This is a genomic window from Nitrospira sp. CMX1, from assembly GCF_054902215.1.
Genome location: NZ_JBUBKD010000043.1, coordinates 16,284 through 35,172, shown reverse-complemented (window position 1 = coordinate 35,172; position 18,889 = coordinate 16,284). Strand labels below are relative to the sequence as shown.

The following is an 18,889-nucleotide window of genomic DNA, read 5'->3' as shown; positions in this document are numbered from 1 at the left end:
CTCGACCACCCTTCGACAAGCTCAGGACGAATGGATTTTTGACACAACACTATGGGGTCGGCGAACCCATCCCGGAGGCAGGTTCGGTAATGAGGGCTGGACTTGCGGACTGTACGGCACCTTTGAAGGGAAGATCAAGCAGTGCGTATGGATTCACGCGCGCGCCGTTGAGTTTCACTCCCCAATGGAGATGCGGACCGGTCGCCCGACCAGTGGCACCGACTCTCCCCACGATTTGCCCCGCCTTCACCACATCGCCGTCTTTGACAAGAACTTCGGACAGATGGAAATACATCGAGTAGAACCCCAGTCCATGGTCGAGAAAGATGCCCTTCCCAGAGAAAAAGTGCTCGACGGTGAGCCGTACCACCCCATCATTTGTGGCAGCGACTGGGGTGCCGAGGGGAGCGCTGATATCTTCTCCGTTATGAGGATTTCGCGGTTGGCCGTTCATGATTCGAACGCTGCCGAAGATCCCGGTGCGTCTGCCGTTCACCGGCTCTATGAAACCAGGCTGCCATAGTCTCGCCCGTGAATCGACGGCCAGTCCCGTTTTGACCTGCTCCTGTTCTGCCTTCCATCGAGCTACGGCTTTCTCATCTAAATCGACCTTGTCTTTGGGCAGCGAGAGATGCTCCACATGAAATTTCTCTTTGACGACCGTCACGCTGTAACTGAAGGTACGACTCTGCTCCCCCTGTTTCAGCTCCACAGTCAACTCATGCGTTCCTGGCTCATCCTGCAAGTCAATCCCGAGTAACCCCACAGATCCTTTCGGCTCGTCGAGTCGCGGCTCAGGAAAGAAACGGATGGAACGCCCAAGGAACGTTCCCTGTACCGTGGCCGATTCATCGTCACACGGCACTTTCACGACAAGCACCTGACCCTGTTTACCGCTATAACGGCCCTCTGTACCGTGAGCGACCGGTATCGAGCCAGGCAAGAGAGCCCCGACAATATGTGCTAGGAGCACGACAACAAACGCGCACTGAGTCAGCCAGGCTGGCCGTAGACGATAGGGATCGGACAATAGTGTCATCGGTAGAATCGTCCTCCAGAGACTTGGGAAATCAGCTCTTCAACCCGTCGATTCACTGCGCTAAAGGGATCCATACAGAGGATCGTCTCCTCCCAGTACCCATTCAGCTTCAGATACGTCCAATCAACCGTATAGGATCGGTTCTTCGCGCGAGCAAAGCGAATGAAGTCTCCCCGCACCTTTGCCCTCGTCGTTTGCGGAGGGGTCGACATCGCCCGCTGGACAGCCTCTTCCTCCACAACTCGGTCGACCAACCCGCGAGACTCCATCAGATAGTACAGCCCTCTCGTCCGCTTCACATCATGGTACTGCAGGTCCAACAGCAACACCCTCGGATCGTCCCACCCGCAATTCCTCTTGTCGACGTAGGATTGGATCAGATGCTTCTTGGTGACCCAATCGATCTGATGCGTCAGCTGCATCGGATCGTCTTCCAGCTGCTGCAGCACCGTTTCCCACTTACTACACACATCATCGAGAACCGGATCATGCGCTTCTTGCGCCAGATAGTCTCTCGCACGGCTTAGATAGACTCGCTGAATCTCAATGGCGGTCATCTGTCGACCGTCATCGAGCCGCACCTTCTTTTTCAAGGTTGGATCGCGAGACACCTCTCGGATTGCCTTCACCGAGTCTTCCAGTTCCATCCCATGGACTGCATACCCCTCTTCGATCATCGACAAGACCAGCGTGGCGGTTCCCACCTTGAGGTAGGTCGCGAACTCGGACATGTTGGAATCCCCGACGATGATATGCAGACGGCGATACCGTTCGGCGTCGGAATGCGGCTCATCGCGGGTGTTGATGATACTCCGAGAGGACGTCGTCGATGACGACGTCTTTTCATGAATATGTTGCGCGCGCTGCGAGATAAAATACTGCGGCTTCCCTGAGACTTTTAATACCTTCCCGGCTCCGCTGAAGATCTGTCTGGTGACGAAAAACGGAATCAACTGTTCGGTGACTTTCCAAAAATCGACGTCCCGCCTCATCAGGAAGTTTTCATGGCATCCGTACGTATTGCCCAACGAGTCGGTATTATTCTTGAATATATAAATCTCCCCGGACAACCCTTCCTCACGCAACCGCTCTTCTGCGGCAGGCAAACAGGCTTCCAGCAGGCGCTCTCCCGCCTTATCGTGTACGACCAGATCCACAATGTTGTCGCATTCCGGGGTCGAGTATTCCGGATGACAACCGGTATCTTGATAGAACCGGGCTCCGTTGACCAAAAAGGCGTTCGACGGCCAGCTGTTCGGAATCAGTCCCTCAAAGATATATCCCAGGACCTTTTCCATCGGCAAATAGATCCTGCCGTTGGGGGAGAAAATGAGGCCGTATTCGTTCTCGAGGCCGTAAATCCGTTGTTTCATGGGACCCACCGTCAACATGCGCGAGCCACACTCAGATTATACGCCCGGACCGGGATCTTCAACAAAGGACGCCAATATGAACGGCAGAGATCAGGCAGAGAGCGCCTGTCGAATGTCACTGATCGAGAGGCGACGGAACTTTCGGCCGGTTCGACTGCGGTCCAGCACCGCAACCTCCAACCCCTCCGGCTGAAGCTTTTGATTGGTCGTTTGATCGAGAGCTGTCACACAAAGCCGTAAGGCCTCTTCGAGTGTCGGAGTATGGCTCGAGTTTTTCTCTTTCAGGAATCCCTGCACTGCTTCCGCCCGGCCCCCGATCACCGCAAAGTTCTTTTCGTCGATGATGCTCCCATCAAAGGAAATCCGATAGATTTCATTTGGATGGCTGTTGGCGCCGGTCTGTACGACGAGAATTTCCACCTCCAGTGGTTTCATTTCCTGACTGAAGACAGTTCCGAGGCTTTGCGAATAACCGTTCGCCAATGAACGGCCGGTGACGTCTTCCCGGCTATACATAAACCCCTTGAGATCGGCATGGCGAATCCCCGCCTTCCGAAGATTCTCAAACTCGCTGTACTTACCAGCCCCGGCAAAGGCGATGTTGTCGTAAATCTCAGAGACTTTATGAAGCGACGCGCTCGGATTATCGGCGGCCAAGAGAATCCCCTCGACATACTCCATCGCGATGATCGAACGGCCCTTGGCAATCCCCTTCTTGGCGTACTCCGCCTTATCCTGCATCATCTGTTCAGGGGAGACGTAGTAGGGCATGGGCATAGGTTAGGCCTCCCGTGAACGACGAGCCGACATGACGGCGTCGCACACTGACCGAAGTGTATCCTCCGAGACATCCGTAATGCCGTGAGCGGTCACTATCTTCGCCGTAGGATAAATCCCCCGCACAAGGTCGGGCCCACCGGTTCCAACGTCGTCGTCCGCCGCATTGTACAGGGCGAGCATCGCGAGTTTGATCGCCTCGGCCTCCGACAGATTTCGCTGAAAGTGCTCCCGCATCGTGTTGCGGGCATCTTTTCCCCCGGACCCGATCGAATGATAATCGGACTCTTCGTATCTCCCACCGGTGATGTCGTACTTAAAAATACGCCCCTCCCCACGTTTCAGGTCATACCCGACATAGAGCGGCATCACGACCAGCCCCTGAAACACCATGGGCAAGTTCGCCTTCACCATCTGTCCCAGCTTATTGGCCTTCCCTTCGCACGAGAGGGGCATGCCTTCCAACTTTTCGTAATGCTCCAACTCAGTTTGGAATAGTTTGGCCATCTCGATACAAGGACCAGCTGCCCCCGCAATCGCCATCGCCGACCACTCATCGATCTTGAACACCTTCTCAATCCGGCGATCCGCAATCTGAAACCCTTCTGTGGCGCGGCGGTCTCCGGCAATAATCACTCCCTGCTGATATTTGATCGCGAGTACGGTGGTGGCAGAGGGTACGGACACGGAACCGGCGGCTCGTGCCGGATCGGAATTCGGAGCCAGCGCCTGCGTTCCAAGCGCCATACCTGGATAATGTCGCGAAAGAAACTCCACAAAACTGGAACCGTCGTGGTCGGGAAGGTGGGGTAACTTCATCGTCGTATCAGCACCAGTCGTCACACCTTGAGTTTTTCGAGAAGCACATCAACCGAATCGGAAGAATCGAGCAGCGCCCCAGTCAAGACTTGAGTCCCACGATGGGGATCCATCAAGGGGACTTTCTTGATCGTGGTATCACCGGCATCAAACAGAACCGAAGTCCAACTGGCCCCGTACAACGATTTCGCAAACTTACTGACACAGCGCCCACGGAAATAGGCTCGTGTGCCCGTCGGTGGATGGAACTCGGCCTGCTGGATCTCTTCCTCGTCAACGATTCGTTCGATCAGCTGACTACGCTCCAGCGTGTAAAAAAGCCCTTTTTCTGGACGGACGTCATGGTACTGTAGATCCATCAATTTCACGCGGGGATCGTTCCATCCACACCCTTTTCGTTCCATGTAGGACTCGATCAAGTGTCGCTTCGCCACCCAATCTAATGAATGGACCAACAACCGTGGATCACGCTCAAGTTTATTCAAAACATCTTCCCAACGGAGCAGCACATCCTGGGTAGTGGATCCATGCGCCTGCGAGGCGTAAAATACCTTGGCCGCACTCAGGTAGGCTCGTTGGACTGCCAGCGCCGTGGTGGGCCTTCCACCGGCTAACTTCACCGTCTGCCTGACTTCTAAGTCGCGCGACACCTGTTTAAACACCCGAACCGGCTCTTCGAGTTCGATCTGCGGCAGGTCGGCACCGGCTTCCAGCAGATGCAGCACAATGTCCAAGGTCCCCACCTTGAGATAGGTAGACAACTCCGCCATGTTGGCGTCGCCGGTAATCACATGCAGCCGCCGAAACCTCGCCGAATCTGCATGGGGTTCGTCGCGCGTGTTGATGATCGGACGCTTGACCATCGTATTGAGGTCCATAAGACATTCGAAAAAGTCCGCGCGCTGAGAGAGCTGATATTCCGTTGGGGTGGTCTGATTTTCAGCACCGACTTTTCCCGCCCCAGCAAAGATCAGCCTGGTGACAAGAAACGGCGTCAACGTCCGTGCAATCCGATCGAACGGCACTGTCCTCGCTACCAGATAGTTTTCATGGTATCCGTAGCTGTTCCCTTTGCCATCAGAGTTATTCTTATAGAGGGTATAGACTTCACCGCCTCGTGCGCGGGCCATCGTCTGCAGACACGAAGCCAGAATACGCTCCCCCACCCGTTCAAATGCGACGACCTCTCGAGCGTGTGAACACTCAGGGGTCGAGTACTCTGGATGAGCCCCATCTACATACAGCCGCCCGCCGTTCGCCAACACCTTGTTCAACTGGCGGTTATAGTCCGGGTTCGGACGCTCACGCTCTCCCTCGACCTCAAACCCACGTGCATCGACTAAGGGGTTCTCGTGTTCATAGTCCCAGATCGCAGTCGGAGCCGGCAAGTTTGGATAGTGCCCGATCACGGCACAGGACCCGGACACTGGGTCCTGTGCCGACACATCTCTCGAGGCAATCCCGAACTCAGTTTCCGTCCCAAGCACCCGGGCGGAGTTCATGGCAGTCTGTTCGTTCATAACTTCGCTAGAGATAGTGCCCGGTACTGATGGTTTCAATCTGACGATGTTCCGTCGGTCCACCGCTGATGGTTCGAATATGGATGATCTTCTCACCCTTCTTGCCGGCGACCTTGGCCCAATCGTCCGGATTGGTCGTATTCGGAAGATCTTCGTGTTCTTTAAACTCCTCACGGATGGCGCGAATCAGGTCATCCGAGCGCAAACCGTTTCCCTCATTCGCAATCACCCGCTTTACGGCAAACTTTTTCGCTCGCGACACAATCCCCTCGATCAACGCGCCACTGGCGAAGTCCTTGAAGTACAACACCTCCTTTTCGCCGTTGGCATAGGTCACCTCGATGAATTTATTTTCTTCGCTGGCCGCATACATGGCCTCGACGGTCATCGAGGTCAAGCGTTCCACAAGCGCGTGCCGATCCCCTCCATGACGCGCGACATCCTCCTCGGCGAACGGAAGATCCGTCGAGATGTACTTGGAGAAAATGTCCCGTGCCGCGTCAGCATCCGGACGCCCCACTTTCACTTTGACGTCCAACCGCCCGGCGCGCAGCACGGCGGGATCGATCAGATCCTGACGATTACTCGCCCCGATGACAATGACATTGCGCAGCCGCTCGACACCGTCAATCTCGGAAAGAAATTGAGGGACGATCGTCGATTCGATATCCGAGGACACGCCAGTCCCACGAGTGCGAAAGAGCGCATCCATCTCATCAAAAAAGACGATGACTGGGTGCCCATCCTCGGCCCGCTCCTTGGCCTTCTTGAACACCTCACGGACTTGACGCTCCGACTCACCGACGTACTTGTTAAGCAGTTCCGGACCTTTGACATGCAGGAAGTAGCTCCGAATTTCTTTTCCTGATCGGTCACCCAGCTTCTTGGCGATCGAGTTGGCCACCGCTTTGGCAATCAGCGTCTTGCCGCAACCAGGGGGGCCATAGAGCAGAACGCCCTTCGGCGCACTGAGTCGGTATTCGGCGAAGACCTGTGGGTGCAGAAACGGAAGTTCGACGGCATCGTGCACCTGCTCCAGCTCTTTCTGCAGACCCCCGATATGCGCGTAATCGACATCCGGAACTTCTTCCAATACCAGCTCTTCCGCTTCGGACCTGGGCAGCTTTTCGATCACGTAGCCGGAACGGGCATCGTAGAGCAGATGATCCCCCACACTCAGCCGTTCAGTCAACAAAGGATCTCCCAGATCGGCCACCTTTTCCTCGTCGAAATGGAGCGTGACCAATGCCCGCCCCCCTTCCAACACATCCTTGAGTCGCACGACCTCGCCTTGGCTCTCGAATTCCTTGACCTCAATCACATTGAGGGCTTCGTTCAGGACGACCTCTCGTCCCTTCCGTAACTCGGTCCGTTTGATCGAGGGATGGAGGCTAACTTTCATCTTCCGACCAGAGACATACACATTGCCCGTTCCATCTTCGTTCAAACTGGAAAAGATGGCGTAACTCGACGGAGGCGCCGTCAGCTTTTCCACCTCAGCCCGGAGAGCCTCGATCTGAGCCTTGGCGTCTTGGAGCGTCGCAACGAGTTTTTCGTTCTGTTTGGTAGCTTGATCGAGCTGGTAGCGAGATTGATACAGTCGCCGGATCTCTTCTTCCATCGACTGAATTTGCACGCGAAGTTTGTCGAGTTCTCGAGCCTGTTCGCCGCTTTTGTGAATCATCTCTCCCTCCTCCCCCTCGGACAACTGCTTTGTAATCTTCTTAACAGAATCTCGGAGGGACCGGAGTCGGTTTGGCTGACTCTTGCTATCCGCCATAGTGAGACGACACGATCAGCTCGAAATATCGAACCTAAGCGAGAGTACGTTTGGTGTAAGGGATTCTAACACCCGACCTAGGGGTGGTCAACTCCAACAGACGATCTGACGCGTCTCAGATTCACCTGTTGCCACATCACGTCTGCAACGCGTGAATAAACTCTCGAACTGCTTCACCGATATCGTCACGCCTCAACACCGCCCCGATCACCGCCACTCCGTGAGCACCGGCTCGACGAACAGCTGGAACCCGTTCACACGTGATGCCTCCGATGGCAAAGACCGGAATGGACGATCGACGACAGACCTCGGTCAGCAATGCGAGTCCCAGCGGAGGTCCGAACGATCGTTTGGACGGCGTGTCAAAGATGGGCCCAAACACAACATAATCGGCGCCGTTTTGATTTGCCCGTTGCATATCTTCGACCGAGTGCGTGGAAACCCCAAGCAATCGTCGCGGCCCGATCACCTCACGAGCGGCATGTGTCGGCAAGCTGTTGGATCGAAGATGCACTCCGTCCAGGTCGAGCGCCATCATAAGATCGATGCGGTCGTTGATCAACAGCGGTACCGAGCGCGGTGTGCTTATATTATGAATCGTTTTCGCCAGCGATAGGAGTTCAGTGGTCGGCAGATCTCGTTCTCTGAGCTGAATGGCCTGGACACCAGCTTCGATCGCACAATCGAGCAGTGGGACAAGCGGACGGCCTTGAGTGTGGTGGCGATCGGTGACGAGGAGCAGGCGAAAATTGACAGGAGGCATCAGTGAAGGGCTGAGTACCGAGTGCTGAGTGCTGAGGTGTGGGAACTCTCTATATTATATGAGAGCTGTTCGCTATTGATGCTGGAATATCTCGCAGGATGTTCAAAAAAACCTCCCGGCGAGGCCGCAACGAGCGCAGAAGCAGAAGCGTACTTTGAGCCGTACGTCGAGCCTCTACGCGACGCGAGAACAAAGCTGGGAGATTTTTTCAACATCCTGCTACAGCATTCCTTCAATCGGACTACTCGCCGTCGCATAGAGTTTCCTGGGGATACGACCAGCTTTGTAGGCCAGGCGACCGGCATCAACCGCATACTTCATCGCTTCCGCCATGGCAATCGGATCCTGTGCGCCGGCAATAGCAGTATTCATGAGGACTGCATCCGCCCCCAATTCCATCGCCAAAGCTGCGTCGGATGCTGTTCCGACACCGGCATCGACGATGATCGGCACCTTCACGGTTTCCATGATAATCTTCAAATTGTACGGATTACGAATCCCCAGACCCGATCCGATCGGTGCGGCCAAGGGCATCACAGCTGGACAGCCGATGTCCACAAGCTTCTTCGCGACGATGGGATCGTCATTCGTGTACGGAAGGACGATGAACCCTTCTTTAATCAGAATCTTCGCTGCCTCGATGAGGCCAGCCGTATCAGGGAAGAGAGTCTTCTCATCCCCGAGCACTTCCAGTTTCACCAGGTCAGAGACACCGGCCGCACGAGCCAACCGTGAGTACCTGACCGCATCTTCCACAGTGTAACAGCCCGCGGTATTGGGAAGGATCGTATACTTTTTCGGATCAATGTAGTCGAGCAGATTCTCTTTCGATCGATCAGTAATATTCACTCGACGAACGGCGACGGTCACCACATCGGCTCCCGACACTTCAATCGCCTTTTTCGTTTCCGCAAAGTCTTTGTATTTTCCCGTCCCGACCCATAGCCTGGACTTAAACTCTCGTCCTGCAATAACCAGTCGATCATCTGCCATGTTGCCCTCTTGAGGATGATCCCCCTCCGATGAAACTCATAATCTCCACCCGATCTCCGTCCTTGATCTGGCGTTGCCCAAAGGTTGCACGATCCAGAATTTCAAGATTCAGTTCCACAGCCACCCGTTCGGTCTTGATGTCCAACTCTCTCAATAAATCCGCGACCGTTGTACCGCTGCGCCAGGACCGAGCTTCGCCATTCACATGGATTTTAATGGCATTCTCCATGCCTGTCATCCTATGGGACGGGAATTCGCCTTGTCAACAAATAGGGCTTGCGCGGGTCTCAACGAAACCCGCACAATAGTCTGCCGAGAGTTTATCCATGCAAGACAACAACCAGCAACTCGCCACCATCTTTCGATCAATGGCTGATCTTCTATCGACTCAGCGAGCGAACCCCTATCGGGTGCGGGCCTATCGACGTGCAGCCGATGCGTTGCTTGCTCTCGAGGAAGATGTGGCAGTGGTAGCAGAGCGCCAGGCGCTTGAAGAAATAGACGGGATCGGCACGGATTTGGCCAAAAAGATCGACGAGTTTCTTGAAACTGGGACTATCCGCGTCTACGAGGAGCTGAAGACTCCGCTTCCGGAGGAGGTCAAGAGTTGGGCAACGCTTCCGGGACTGTCGGATTCACTCGTGTCCTACTTATACTTCCGACTGGGCATCAAGACACTGCCTGACCTAGTGCAGCTCATCCAATCGCACTTACTTCGCACCCTCCCGAGCTTCTCAGGGTCGGAAGAGAAGTTGCTTCAAGCCGTTCAACAACGGATTAAAAATCCCGAGCATTAGCAGGCTTGGGCCAAGGAGAGGGTCTTGATTCACTGAACCGATCCCTCAGCCTCATGAGGCTGAGGGATCTTCCTAATAACGTACCGACTACGATGGCTTGAGCTCCTTGAAGATTTTCCAGCTCTTCAACAATTCCACCGCCTTCTGGAGCTGAACATCCTGCTCAAGCGACAGCTCCCCGCCCGCTTCGGGTAAGGCTGGTGGGGGCGTCCCATTCTTCGATCCTCCCTCCTCCGGAGACTTCCCATTCTGTGGTGCGGCATCCTTCCCCGTTGGAGGCTTGACGGCTTTCGGCTCGGTTTCCTTGTCTCCCGATTTTCCTTCAGAACCCTTGGCTACCACTGGCATAGCCAGCTTCACTACAATATCGGGCGTGATCCCGGTCGACTGGATTGAGCGACCTTTGGGCGTATAATACTTCGCCGTCGTGAGGCGAAGACCAGACCCATCTCCCAAGGCCAAGATCGTCTGAACCGATCCTTTTCCAAATGAGGTGGTCCCCACTACGAGGCCTCTCCCCCAATCTTGGAGCGCTCCCGCGACGATTTCCGATGCGCTCGCCGATCCTTCATTCACAAGGATAATAACGGGAAGATCCTCCAATTGATCTTTGGCCTTCGCAAACCATTCATCCTTCTTCCCTTCTCGACTCTTGGTATACACCACCAGCTTCCCAGTCGGCAGGAATTGTTCGGACACATCGACCGCCGCGGTCAGCAATCCGCCCGGATTGTTTCGCAGGTCGAGAATCGCGCCCTGGACCTTCTGCTCTTTAAATTGCTTGATCGCTTTGGCCAGGTCTCTCCCTGTGGCTTCTTGGAACTGGGTGAGCCGGACATAGCCAAGGTTATCGATCACCTTCGACTTGACACTTTCAATCTTGATGGTATCCCGAACGAGCGTAAAGACTAAGGGCTCTGGGGCACCTTCCCGTTGAATGGTCAGATTGACTTTACTCCCTTTCGGGCCTCGCATCTTCTGCACGGCATCCATCAGCGTCAAATCTTTGGTCGGATCCTCATTCACCTTGACGATGAAATCCCCTGCCTTGATACCGGCTCGATGAGCGGGTGTGCCCTCAATCGGTGCAATCACCGCCAGACGGTTGTCCTTCACACCGATTTGGATTCCGACTCCTCCGAACTCTCCCCTGGTCTCCACCTGCATCTCTTTGTACATCTCAGGCGTCATGTAGGCTGAGTGCGGATCGAGGGTGGAGAGCATCCCGCGAATGGCACCTTGAATCAAATCTTTTGGTTTGGTCTCGTCGACATAGTGCTTCTGAACCTGGTTCAGCACTTCCGAGAAGGTCTTGAGTTCCTCATAGGTTTCGCTGGCATGACCGGTCCGCTCCCAGCCCTTCCCGATGATGACGCCACAGAGCAGGGCAAGTGCAATCATCGGCCCGACCACCCAAGATTTCCGCCGCGGCTGCTGTTCCATCATCGTTTCATCCCTTCTTTCTTGCGTCGTCGGACCGTTCGGCCGAGAGACGCGTTCACGACCTCGCCTATCTCTTCGCCAGCCAGTGGAGCGGATCGACCGGCTCAGCTCCCTCACGCAACTCAAAGTATAATGTATTTTCCCCCGTCATGCCCGTGTCTCCGGTTTCGCCAATCGACTGACCTGCGACCACCTGATCACCAACCTGGATCAGAATCTTGGACGCATGGGCATACAGCGAGAAGAATCCATTGGCATGGTCAAGGATTATAACGAGTCCGTACCCTTTCAACCAGTCCGCATAGACGACGCTCCCGGACATCACCGCATGAATCAAACTTCCCTCGGTCGTACGAATATCAATTCCTTTGCGCTGGACATAGGTATCGAAGGTGGGGTGTTTCTGCCGCCCGAAGAACGACACCACCTGCCCTTCGACCGGCCACGGTAGTGCCCCCCGAACGCCGCGTGGAAGCGATGCCGTCGTGGGCGGGTGCATGGCTACGGTTCGTCGACGCGATTCCAGGTCTTGCAGCAAGTGATCGACCCGTGAAGCCGACCGTTCCAGTTCTTCGACCGCCCGTTGATAGGCATCCTTCTGATGGGTGATTTTTGTCAGATAGAGCGTTTTCTCTTTTTGAAGGACTCGGATATCGGTCAGCTTCTTTTCGATGCTTTGCTTGAAGACCATCAGGCCATCTCGGGCATCCGCCCGCTGACGCTCGCCCTGCTCCATCCTGCCCATATCGGTTCGAAATCCCCGCAGGAGTTCGTAGTCTTTTTGCGAGACAGCGGAGAGATACTGCCCGCGACGTTGAAGGTCATTGTACGAACCAGCCGTCAAGAGCGCCTTTACGTATCCGAAGCGACCTTCCATGTACTGCACGCGAAGTCGGGCCAAAATGGCCTCTCGCCGTGTCTGAATGCTGGTCCGCATCGCCACCAACTGTTCCGTAATTTCCTCCAGTTCCCGATCCTTTTGCCGCAATTTCCGATTGATGTCGTGGTGATCTTGCCGATGACGAACCAACCGTTCATCCAGGGATTGGAGTCCTTGCAGAACGGATTCCCGTTTTTTTTCCGCTGCGTCGGCCCGCTTCCGCTTTTCTTCTATCTTGTCTTTCAGCGTTTCAAGATGCTTTCGCTCACGCTGAATTTTTTCGGCGAGGGGATCTGTGGCCGCATCAACGTTCACGCCCCATCCGCTGAACACCAGAACCCCTATCAGCAGCAGGAGGGGGGATCTCATACACGCCCATCTCCGACACGCAGAAGAGAGACAACACTCCCGGTAAACCCCAGCGCCATTCCAGCCAAGACCAGCGTGAGACAAGCTGAAAATGGAAAAAATGAAATCAGGCCCTCCATTCCGCTGAAGCGGCTAACAAACTGAACTTGTTGCCGAAACAACTCGAAGCCGAGTTTAAGAATGCCCAAGGATAAGGCGCTCCCACAGGCTCCGAGCACCGCCCCTTCCATGAAGTATGGAACACGAATAAATGTCCCGGTGGCTCCGATCAAGCGAAGAATTTCGATCTCTCCCCGTCTGGCAAACAAGGCCAGCCTGATCGTATTGCCAATAATCGTCACTGCAGCGGCAGAGAGGAGAATCCCCACACCGATCGCGGCCAGCTCGATATAGCCAATCATGTCGGCCAAGAGGCTGATCCATTGTTGATTATAGTCGACCTTCGCTACCCCTTCCATGGTTTGAACTTGTTCGACCCAGTCTTTCACGGCCTCGGGAGAACGATAGCTCGGGGCGAGCGTCACGACGAACGAAGCCGGAAGCGGATTCTCGCCAAGCCCCTCGAGCAGATGAGAGTCGGCGGGAAACTGCGTGCGGAACTCCGTCAGGGCTTGCTCCTTTGAAATATACAGCACACTGGCAACCATGCGATCGGACTTGAGCATCAATTCCATCTGCAAACGCCCATCCCGCGACAGACGATCCTCCAAATAGACCATGATTTTCACGTCTTCTTGGAGCCATCCCGCCACATGCTGCAAATTCACATAGAGTAAGAGAAAGATTCCGACACACGTCAACGTAAAAGCCGTGGTCAAGATGGCGACAATCGTCGTCATGCGATTGGTCCGCATGTTGGCCCAGGCCTCCCGAACAAGATAAAAGAGCCGTCTCATACGACAACACGCTCGGGCACCGCCCGTTCCGGAAGGACGACTCCTTGCGTCAGGGTAATCACTCGGCAATTGACCTGATGCATGACATGCGGATTATGCGTCGCCACCACCACGGTAGTCCCCCGAGCATTGATCAGCTTGAACAGCTCAATGATCTCACCCGTGAGTTCCGGATCGAGATTCCCCGTCGGCTCATCCGCCAACAGGATAACTGGTCCGTTCACGATTGCTCGAGCGATGCACACCCGCTGCTGTTCGCCCGTGGACAAACTGCTCGGCGACTGGTCCCGTTTGTGCTCAACACCGACCGCCCGCAACGCTTCCGTGACTTTGCGTCGAATATCTTTTTCGGATACTCCCTGCACGATCAGAGGGAGTGCCACATTGTCGAACACCGATTTCTTCGGCAGCAACCGGAAGTCTTGAAAGACTGACCCCACCTTCCGTCGCAGATAGGGGATCTCGGACCGTTTGAGTTTCGTGACATTCTTACCTTGAACAAAGAGTTGCCCTTCGTCCGGCTGCTCCTCGCCAATCAGCATCCGTAGGATTGTCGACTTTCCTGATCCACTGGGGCCCATGAGCAGCACAAACTCCCCCTTCTCGATTTCGATCATCACATCGGACAATGCCGATCTTCGATCGTACCACTTCGAGACATGAATGAGCTGAATCATCGCGTCCACAAAAACCCCTCTCGATAGTGTCGAGACCGGTCACTGTTCAGTGACATCGAACGCGTTGGGGATGTGTTCAATGTGCTCAGAAATTGACGCCTGCCCTTGAACCAAAACAACATCAAATCGACAGAGCCTGTCAGACCAATGCCGCTGCGCCAAATACTGTGCGGCCACCTTCAAAAGCTTCGCCCGCTTGCGACGATTCACTGCCAACAGCGCACCGCCAAACGCCTCTGTACTCCTCCCCTTAACCTCAACAAACACGACGACACCCCGATCATCTGCGACCAGGTCCAATTCACCAACTGACAGCCGCACATTTCGATCGAGGATGCGATAACCCTTGGCGATCAAAAACTGTTCCGCCCGCATCTCACTGGCTTGGCCGAACTGGTGACGCGGGTCTGCAACGAACATGAGATTTAGGCCTCGGACAACGTGGGATCAGACAGATGAGCCTGCGCCATCTTCCTGACGCTTATAGCAAGTTTGACTGGAGCAAAACTTTGACGATGGATAGAGCAGGGGCCGTAATGCGCAAGCCGTTCCAGGTGTTCAGCTGTCCCATACCCCTTGTGCGAGAGGAAGCCGTACTCCGGGAACGTGTCATGGTATCTCGCCATTAGCCGATCTCTCGTGACCTTAGCCACAATAGAAGCCGCAGCAATGGAGACAGATAAGGAATCGCCTTTGATGATCGGACGAATCGGAATGCTGACACCGGGAAGGGTCACGGCATCGATAAGCACATAATCAGGCGACGGAATCAACTGCCCGAGAGCCCGCCGCATAGCAAGACGAGTCGCCTCAAGAATATTCAACTGGTCGATTTCCGCAGCGTCGGCCCATCCGATTCCCGTTCCCACCGCTTGCTCGAGGATGGCGAGGTAGAATCGCTCACGCTCACGCTCCGAGAGTTGCTTCGAATCATTCACCCCAGGGAGCCGACTGCGTAACGGAAGGATCACTGCAGCGGCCACCACGGGGCCGGCTAACGGACCACGCCCCGCTTCATCGATTCCAGCAACACGGCGATACCCACAGAGCCGTGCTGCTCGTTCGAATTCATCAGTGGGTCCCATCAACTGCTCTTTACCGACGATCCGGTCAATCGGCCAGCCATGATGGAACGCATGCGCTGAACCGACCTATGCTGTGACGGCTCCTTCTTCTGGCGCTGCTGGCTGTGCCGAGGATTTGCTCTCTCCAACAAACTCTCGCTCCTCAACCTTGGCAAACCGCCCTTTCTTCCCGCGAAGGTAGTACAGCTTGGCACGTCGAACGCGTCCCTGGCGCACGACATCGATCTTAGACACGATTGGAGAATGCACGGGGAAGATCCGCTCGACACCTACACCATACGAGAGTTTTCGGACCGTGAACATTTCGGTGTTCAAACTGCCCTTACGGGCGATCACCGTTCCTTCATACACCTGAATACGCTCTTTCTCTCCTTCCACGACTTTGACATGGACACGTACGGTATCGCCGATCTCAAAGTGCGGAACCGATTTTTTTGTCAATGATCGCTGAATTCGCTCCAACTGATTCATGTCCTCAACCCTCCTCCTCGCATAATAACGGGGCCGTCAACAGGCCTTCATTCATCAACTCTTCCAACAATTGCCGATCCTCTTTCGTGAACATCCGATCCTTGAGAAGATCGGGGCGTCTGAGATACGTGCTGCGTAAGGCCTGTTTTCGACGCCACAAGCGAATGGCCTCATGATGGCCAGACAGCAAGACCTCCGGTACCGTGATGCCTTCGATCTCCGCCGGTCTCGTATACTGCGGATACTCCAAGAGCGAGTCTGAAAACGACTCGTCAACGGCAGAACTTGGATCGCCCAACACGCCAGGGACGAGCCTTGTCGTGGCGTCGATCAAGACCAACGCCGGCAACTCACCTCCCGTAAGTACATAATCGCCGAGCGAAATCTCCTCAGGCGCCAGCGCCTGACGGACCCGCTCATCCACGCCCTCATAGTGCCCACACAGGATCACCATTCGACGAGACTCGGTCGCTAACTCTTGGGCATAGGCCTGAGTTAATGGACGCCCATGGGGAGTCGGGAACAGCAACCGAATCTCTTCTCCCTGCAACTGCGCGTCTCTCCGCACAGCGGCAACCGCCTGGAGAATCGGTTCAGCCTTCATGACCATCCCCGCACCACCTCCATATGGCGTATCATCGACGTTCTTGTGGCGATCCGCCGTAAAGTCTCGCAGATTATGCACACGCACCGCGAGTAGTCCCTTCTCCTGGCCACGCTTGAGCATACTGTGTGCCAAGACCGGTGCAACCATACCTGGAAACAGAGTCAGGACGTCGAACCGTACCATAAACTAATCGTCAAGCCCATCGATCAACCGTACCGTCATGATTCGAGCAACCAGATCAACCGCCACAACAAACTCTTTTGCGGCCGGAATCAAGACCTCTTTGGTTCCATTACGCAGGACAACCACAGAATTGCCAGGCAACTCCCAAATTGCTTCCACAACACCGAGCGATTCTCCTGCCTCCGTTCGGACGTCAAGTCCCACCAAATCACACTCATAGTACTGCCCGGCTGGAAGCTCGGGAACCGACCCACGAACCGTTCGAATCAATCCTCCTCGCCAAAGCCCCGCCTCCTCTGGTGTGGAGAACGCCGACAACCCAAGAATAAAACGCGTTCCCGCCCGCCTCACGTGGGTGACGCCGGTCTCCAGTGTCTGCCCGTTTACTGCCAAAAGGCTGACGCGCGTCAGCCCTTCCAGTCTCCCGGGGACATCGGAGAGGGAAAGAACCTTGACTTCTCCCCGGACACCAAACGGCCGCTCAATCCGGCCCACCGTCACGGTTTCCAGCTGATTCACCATTCCGTGGTCAGGCTTTTACCGAAGCCTTCTTCTTGGCAGATTTTTCAACCGGCGCCTTTTCCTTTGCGGACTTTTCAGCCTCAAACTGCTTCCAGACGCCCGCGCGACGGAGCAGTGTCCGCACGGTCACCGTCGGCTGCGCCCCATGATGAAGCCATGTCAACACCCGCTCCTGCTTAAGCTCCGGCACACCAGCTTCCTTCAACGGATCGAAAATTCCAAGAATCTCGATAAAACGGCCGTCGCGCGCCTTCCGCGAATCCGCCGCCACCAACCGATACATCGGTCGTTTATGTCGTCCTGTGCGAGCGAGCCTCAAATGTACAGCCACAGCCATTCCTCCTTTACACTAGTTCGAATGATCTAAATCGATTACCGCGCACGCAAGAGCTGAGCGAGTTGCCGACGCCCTCCCGCACCGGTCATTGCCTTTGCCAACTTCTTCGCCGATAGAAATTGCTTGATCAGCCGGTTCACGTCCTGCACGGTCGTACCGCTTCCCCGCGCAATCCGTTTTTTTCGACTTCCATTAATAATCGTATGATCGCGGCGCTCCTTCACGGTCATCGAATCGATCACGGCGACCACTCGACCGATCTCTCGCTCTGGCTTATCACCTTCCATCGCCTGCTTGAGCTTTTGGCCACCGGGGAGCATGCCCAAAATCTGTTCAAAGGAACCCATGCGATTCATCTGTCCCAGTTGGGTCCGGAAATCTTCTAACGTGAAGGTATTGCTCGTGAGCCGCTTCTGAGCTTCCTCCGCCTGCTCCCGGGTAATGCTTTCCTGCGCTTTTTCAATGAGCGACAATACGTCGCCCATTCCGAGAATACGGGAGGCCATCCGGTCCGGATGAAAGGGTTCAAGCGCATCGAGTTTTTCCCCGACCCCCAAAAACTTGATCGGCTTTCCCGTTGCAGCCCGAATCGACAAGACCGCCCCGCCGCGCGCGTCCCCCTCGACTTTGGTCAAGATCACGCCGGTGAGGCCGACCCGTTGATCAAACTGTCCGGCCATGGTGACCGCATCCTGGCCAGTCATCGCATCGGCAACTAACAACACCTCATGCGGGGCCACGGCGGCCTTCACCGCAGTCAATTCCCCCATCAACTCGTCATCGATGTGCAGGCGTCCACCGGTATCCAAAATGACAAGGTCAAAGCCCTGTTCTCGGGCTCGGTCCACGCCACCACTACAGATCCGCACCACATCGGATTGTGACGCGTGTGCCTGATCAACACGATGCACCTCGACACCAAGATCTCGCCCCAACGCACTCAATTGCTCTCCGGCGGCAGGACGACGCGGATCAGCGGCAACCAGCAACACTCGCTTACCTTGATTCTTGAAAAGACGAGCAAGTTTCCCGCTGGCTGTCGTTTTTCCCGCTCCCTGCAGTCCAACCATCATCACAATGGTCGGTGGTTGGGAGTTGAGGGCAAGACCAACCCGATCCTGTCCCATCATCGCCCGGAGCTCATCCCAGACGACCTTGACAGCCTGATGCCCCGGAGTCAGACTCTGCAGGACTTCCTGGCCGATTGCTTTTTCTCGGACACGATCGATAAACTCTTTGACGATCTTAAAGTTGACGTCTGCCTCGAGGAGGGCAAATCGGACCTCCTTAAGCGCTTCGGAAATATTCTGCTCAGTGAGCACACCCTGCCCACGTAGTTTTTTCAGGACCTTTTCAAACTTCTCACTCAACGCATCAAGCATGACACCGTACCGCAACACAGAAATAGGCCATCGAGGCCTTGCACCAGACCTCCGATCGCCTCGAAAATCCTAGAGAAAGAGCATCGGAAAGTGTATAGAACCACGGAAAGCAAGTCAAGGTCACCAGAAGTCAGTAGTTTTATTGACATACTGAAACCCGTCAGATATGGTGCCAC

General features: G+C 55.2%; 21 protein-coding genes. 1 reads left to right on the top strand and 20 read right to left on the bottom strand.

Going from position 1 to position 18,889, the window contains the following annotated elements; genetic code table 11:
• Positions 1-49: 49 nt before the first annotated feature.
• The 9 genes from ACYX34_RS11050 to thiS form a co-directional block, all read right to left on the bottom strand.
• The gene (locus ACYX34_RS11050; RefSeq protein WP_462076619.1) at positions 50-1,039 is read right to left on the bottom strand and encodes a M23 family metallopeptidase; all 990 of its coding nucleotides are present in this window, start codon (positions 1,037-1,039) and stop codon (positions 50-52) included.
• On the bottom strand, positions 1,036-2,412 hold the full coding sequence (gene pafA / locus ACYX34_RS11045; protein WP_462076618.1) for a Pup--protein ligase: 1,377 nt from the start codon (positions 2,410-2,412) through the stop codon (positions 1,036-1,038). The genes ACYX34_RS11050 and pafA overlap by 4 nt, the downstream gene beginning before the upstream one ends.
• A 90-nt stretch (positions 2,413-2,502) precedes the next feature.
• Entirely contained in the window at positions 2,503-3,189 is a 687-nt protein-coding gene (gene prcA / locus ACYX34_RS11040) for a proteasome subunit alpha (protein WP_462076617.1), read from the bottom strand.
• 3 nt (positions 3,190-3,192) lie between these two features.
• A complete protein-coding gene (gene prcB, locus ACYX34_RS11035; RefSeq protein ID WP_462076616.1) occupies positions 3,193-4,032 on the bottom strand; it encodes a proteasome subunit beta in 840 nt (279 codons plus the stop codon).
• On the bottom strand, positions 4,029-5,528 hold the full coding sequence (dop, locus tag ACYX34_RS11030; RefSeq protein ID WP_462076615.1) for a depupylase/deamidase Dop: 1,500 nt from the start codon (positions 5,526-5,528) through the stop codon (positions 4,029-4,031). The genes prcB and dop overlap by 4 nt, the downstream gene beginning before the upstream one ends.
• Before the next feature lie 7 nt (positions 5,529-5,535).
• Positions 5,536-7,308 (bottom strand): proteasome ATPase, encoded by a 1,773-nt coding sequence (arc, locus tag ACYX34_RS11025; RefSeq protein ID WP_462076614.1) that lies wholly within the window; start codon positions 7,306-7,308, stop codon positions 5,536-5,538.
• Positions 7,309-7,444: 136 nt separating this feature from the next.
• Positions 7,445-8,071 (bottom strand): thiamine phosphate synthase, encoded by a 627-nt coding sequence (gene thiE, locus ACYX34_RS11020; protein ID WP_462076613.1) that lies wholly within the window; start codon positions 8,069-8,071, stop codon positions 7,445-7,447.
• 219 nt (positions 8,072-8,290) lie between these two features.
• Positions 8,291-9,064, bottom strand: coding sequence for a thiazole synthase (locus ACYX34_RS11015; protein WP_462076612.1), 774 nt, complete (start codon positions 9,062-9,064; stop codon positions 8,291-8,293).
• On the bottom strand, positions 9,054-9,293 hold the full coding sequence (thiS, locus tag ACYX34_RS11010; RefSeq protein WP_462076611.1) for a sulfur carrier protein ThiS: 240 nt from the start codon (positions 9,291-9,293) through the stop codon (positions 9,054-9,056). Before thiS ends, ACYX34_RS11015 begins: the two co-directional genes overlap by 11 nt.
• Positions 9,294-9,390: 97 nt before the next feature.
• Here thiS and ACYX34_RS11005 point away from each other — a divergent pair, with 97 nt between their 5' ends.
• A complete protein-coding gene (locus ACYX34_RS11005) occupies positions 9,391-9,861 on the top strand; it encodes a histidinol-phosphatase (RefSeq protein ID WP_462076610.1) in 471 nt (156 codons plus the stop codon).
• Positions 9,862-9,948: 87 nt separating this feature from the next.
• Here the strand turns inward: ACYX34_RS11005 and ACYX34_RS11000 are convergent, their stop codons facing one another.
• The 11 genes from ACYX34_RS11000 to ffh all read right to left on the bottom strand — a co-directional run bounded on the left by ACYX34_RS11000 (position 9,949) and on the right by ffh (position 18,713).
• Positions 9,949-11,307 carry a S41 family peptidase gene (locus ACYX34_RS11000; RefSeq protein ID WP_462076609.1) on the bottom strand — a complete coding sequence of 453 codons (1,359 nt, stop codon included), beginning with the start codon at positions 11,305-11,307 and terminating at the stop codon, positions 9,949-9,951.
• A gap of 64 nt (positions 11,308-11,371) precedes the next feature.
• Positions 11,372-12,553 carry a murein hydrolase activator EnvC family protein gene (locus ACYX34_RS10995; RefSeq protein ID WP_462076608.1) on the bottom strand — a complete coding sequence of 394 codons (1,182 nt, stop codon included), beginning with the start codon at positions 12,551-12,553 and terminating at the stop codon, positions 11,372-11,374.
• Positions 12,550-13,449 carry a cell division protein FtsX gene (locus ACYX34_RS10990; RefSeq protein WP_462076607.1) on the bottom strand — a complete coding sequence of 300 codons (900 nt, stop codon included), beginning with the start codon at positions 13,447-13,449 and terminating at the stop codon, positions 12,550-12,552. Before ACYX34_RS10990 ends, ACYX34_RS10995 begins: the two co-directional genes overlap by 4 nt.
• Positions 13,446-14,126 (bottom strand): cell division ATP-binding protein FtsE, encoded by a 681-nt coding sequence (gene ftsE / locus ACYX34_RS10985; protein ID WP_462076667.1) that lies wholly within the window; start codon positions 14,124-14,126, stop codon positions 13,446-13,448. The genes ACYX34_RS10990 and ftsE overlap by 4 nt, the downstream gene beginning before the upstream one ends.
• A 39-nt stretch (positions 14,127-14,165) precedes the next feature.
• Positions 14,166-14,546: a YraN family protein gene (locus ACYX34_RS10980; RefSeq protein WP_462076606.1), complete on the bottom strand. Its 381-nt coding sequence runs from the start codon at positions 14,544-14,546 to the stop codon at positions 14,166-14,168.
• A 5-nt stretch (positions 14,547-14,551) separates the two neighbouring features.
• A complete protein-coding gene (locus ACYX34_RS10975; RefSeq protein ID WP_462076605.1) occupies positions 14,552-15,211 on the bottom strand; it encodes a ribonuclease HII in 660 nt (219 codons plus the stop codon).
• A 66-nt stretch (positions 15,212-15,277) separates the two neighbouring features.
• Positions 15,278-15,682 carry a 50S ribosomal protein L19 gene (gene rplS / locus ACYX34_RS10970; RefSeq protein ID WP_462076604.1) on the bottom strand — a complete coding sequence of 135 codons (405 nt, stop codon included), beginning with the start codon at positions 15,680-15,682 and terminating at the stop codon, positions 15,278-15,280.
• A 4-nt stretch (positions 15,683-15,686) separates the two neighbouring features.
• Positions 15,687-16,472, bottom strand: a complete 786-nt coding sequence (trmD, locus tag ACYX34_RS10965) for a tRNA (guanosine(37)-N1)-methyltransferase TrmD (protein WP_462076603.1) — start codon at positions 16,470-16,472, stop codon at positions 15,687-15,689.
• A 3-nt stretch (positions 16,473-16,475) separates the two neighbouring features.
• Positions 16,476-16,994: a ribosome maturation factor RimM gene (gene rimM / locus ACYX34_RS10960; protein ID WP_462076602.1), complete on the bottom strand. Its 519-nt coding sequence runs from the start codon at positions 16,992-16,994 to the stop codon at positions 16,476-16,478.
• Positions 16,995-17,001: 7 nt separating this feature from the next.
• Positions 17,002-17,325 (bottom strand): 30S ribosomal protein S16, encoded by a 324-nt coding sequence (rpsP, locus tag ACYX34_RS10955; RefSeq protein WP_462076601.1) that lies wholly within the window; start codon positions 17,323-17,325, stop codon positions 17,002-17,004.
• A gap of 41 nt (positions 17,326-17,366) precedes the next feature.
• Complete coding sequence (gene ffh / locus ACYX34_RS10950) at positions 17,367-18,713, bottom strand: signal recognition particle protein (RefSeq protein WP_462076600.1); 1,347 nt, start codon at positions 18,711-18,713, stop codon at positions 17,367-17,369.
• Positions 18,714-18,889: the final 176 nt, after the last annotated feature.

Bases quoted from the DNA above. Each gene is read 5' to 3' on its own strand.
- thiS (WP_462076611.1), bottom strand. From the start codon at position 9,293: ATGGAGAATGCCATTAAAATCCATGTGAATGGCGAAGCTCGGTCCTGG.
- rplS (WP_462076604.1), bottom strand. From the start codon at position 15,682: ATGAATCAGTTGGAGCGAATTCAGCGATCATTGACAAAAAAATCGGTT.
- ACYX34_RS10995 (WP_462076608.1), bottom strand. From the start codon at position 12,553: ATGAGATCCCCCCTCCTGCTGCTGATAGGGGTTCTGGTGTTCAGCGGA.
- trmD (WP_462076603.1), bottom strand. From the start codon at position 16,472: ATGGTACGGTTCGACGTCCTGACTCTGTTTCCAGGTATGGTTGCACCG.
- ACYX34_RS10990 (WP_462076607.1), bottom strand. From the start codon at position 13,449: ATGAGACGGCTCTTTTATCTTGTTCGGGAGGCCTGGGCCAACATGCGG.
- ACYX34_RS10975 (WP_462076605.1), bottom strand. From the start codon at position 15,211: ATGGGACCCACTGATGAATTCGAACGAGCAGCACGGCTCTGTGGGTAT.
- prcA (WP_462076617.1), bottom strand. From the start codon at position 3,189: ATGCCCATGCCCTACTACGTCTCCCCTGAACAGATGATGCAGGATAAG.
- ACYX34_RS11005 (WP_462076610.1), top strand. From the start codon at position 9,391: ATGCAAGACAACAACCAGCAACTCGCCACCATCTTTCGATCAATGGCT.
- ACYX34_RS10980 (WP_462076606.1), bottom strand. From the start codon at position 14,546: ATGTTCGTTGCAGACCCGCGTCACCAGTTCGGCCAAGCCAGTGAGATG.
- ffh (WP_462076600.1), bottom strand. From the start codon at position 18,713: ATGCTTGATGCGTTGAGTGAGAAGTTTGAAAAGGTCCTGAAAAAACTA.
- ACYX34_RS11050 (WP_462076619.1), bottom strand. From the start codon at position 1,039: ATGACACTATTGTCCGATCCCTATCGTCTACGGCCAGCCTGGCTGACT.
- dop (WP_462076615.1), bottom strand. From the start codon at position 5,528: ATGAACGAACAGACTGCCATGAACTCCGCCCGGGTGCTTGGGACGGAA.
- thiE (WP_462076613.1), bottom strand. From the start codon at position 8,071: ATGCCTCCTGTCAATTTTCGCCTGCTCCTCGTCACCGATCGCCACCAC.
- arc (WP_462076614.1), bottom strand. From the start codon at position 7,308: ATGGCGGATAGCAAGAGTCAGCCAAACCGACTCCGGTCCCTCCGAGAT.
- ACYX34_RS11015 (WP_462076612.1), bottom strand. From the start codon at position 9,064: ATGGCAGATGATCGACTGGTTATTGCAGGACGAGAGTTTAAGTCCAGG.
- ftsE (WP_462076667.1), bottom strand. From the start codon at position 14,126: ATGATTCAGCTCATTCATGTCTCGAAGTGGTACGATCGAAGATCGGCA.
- ACYX34_RS11000 (WP_462076609.1), bottom strand. From the start codon at position 11,307: ATGATGGAACAGCAGCCGCGGCGGAAATCTTGGGTGGTCGGGCCGATG.
- rimM (WP_462076602.1), bottom strand. From the start codon at position 16,994: ATGGTGAATCAGCTGGAAACCGTGACGGTGGGCCGGATTGAGCGGCCG.
- pafA (WP_462076618.1), bottom strand. From the start codon at position 2,412: ATGAAACAACGGATTTACGGCCTCGAGAACGAATACGGCCTCATTTTC.